We start from the raw sequence: 1267 nt of genomic DNA, 5'->3' as shown, positions 1-1267 counted from the left end.
GCTCTTCGTTACTCTTTATGCTAAATCAACAGACAAGATGCCAAGATAACATACTTCTAACCCAAAAATTCCGAAAGTTTCTAAAGCCATAGGCTCTCCGTTTTATTAGTTTAAGTTTATTGTTGATTCCCTCGACCACCCCATTCGTTGTCCTTCGCTCGAAATAACTAATTATTTCTCCAAACCAGTTTCGGATTGTTTGACAACTCTTAGTAAAAACACTGGAGGATTTTGCCAACCATTCCGAGATGGATAGCAGTCCCTCTGTCGGATTCTCTGAGGTTTCATAAATCTTTCTAAATTCTTCCTTTAACTCGTGCATCTTTTTCAAATTTGGAAAAGTTTCTTTGATAGCTTCTAGTTTGATTTTTTGGGTTTCCGTTAAATCTTTTTCATTTTTTAACAAGCTATATTTACTTCGCTTTAAAACTTCTAGCTTCGCTTCTTTTTCCGCTTTCTGTTTTTTATTTTTCTGCGCTTCTACCGCTCTTTTTTCTGCGGCTCGACTGAGCATCGCCGAACGTCTTTTCTCTGTTCGTCTAACTCTTGATTAATTTGTTTCATTACATGGAATCTATCGGCGACTACCTCGGCCGATGGCATCAATTCTTTCACCAAATTTTTATAGGACAACCAAAGGTCTATGCTGACTTCTTCAATTTGCTCTAACACCTCTTTTCCCCACCCTGTAAGCGTTTCTCTCAATTCTTCTTGTGTTCGCTTCTCTAGAATAGCTATTAGTTTTCCCGTATCTAAATTTACTAAAACCGCACAGTAATTTTTTTGTCCTTTGACTAGAGCGATTTCGTCAATTCCTAGTCTTTTTAATTCCGATAGGTCTGGCTCTGTAATTTCTTCGGCGATGTCCTCTATCATTCTTTGAATCTCTTCTTCCGTTACATCATTTCTTCGACTAACATTTAAAATATCTCCTTCTTTTAATTGTTCGAGTATATTTTCGGCTAGTCTTTTCGTATAGGTTCGTTTACTGGCGACAAAATCTAACTCTTCACTAAAGGGTTTTCGACAATTATCGCACTTAAATTGACGACGATTAACTTGTAAGTACACTGGTTGTCCTGAGATTGGTAAATCTTTGACTAAATGTCGATGATTTTGGTGTAGTTTATCGCTCTCTAACCCACAACGAGGACAGATTGCTTTTTGATTTTTCGATTCGAGCCGGAAGACTATACCTATATTTTCTAGATGTAGATAGCCTTGAATAGAGGTTCCTTCTAGGTTCAAAAATTTGTCAAGTATCATA

1 pseudogene is annotated in these 1267 nt (G+C 37.0%); it reads right to left on the bottom strand.

What is annotated here, in order from left to right:
* Positions 1-25: 25 nt before the first annotated feature.
* Positions 26-1266: pseudogene (locus tag IQ234_RS20770) on the bottom strand (ISL3 family transposase).
* Between the last annotated feature and the right edge of the window lies 1 nt (position 1267).

This window comes from Microcystis aeruginosa LEGE 91341 (assembly GCF_015206885.1).
Classification (GTDB): domain Bacteria; phylum Cyanobacteriota; class Cyanobacteriia; order Cyanobacteriales; family Microcystaceae; genus Microcystis; species Microcystis aeruginosa_H.
This window is presented reverse-complemented; position numbering and strand designations above follow the sequence as displayed.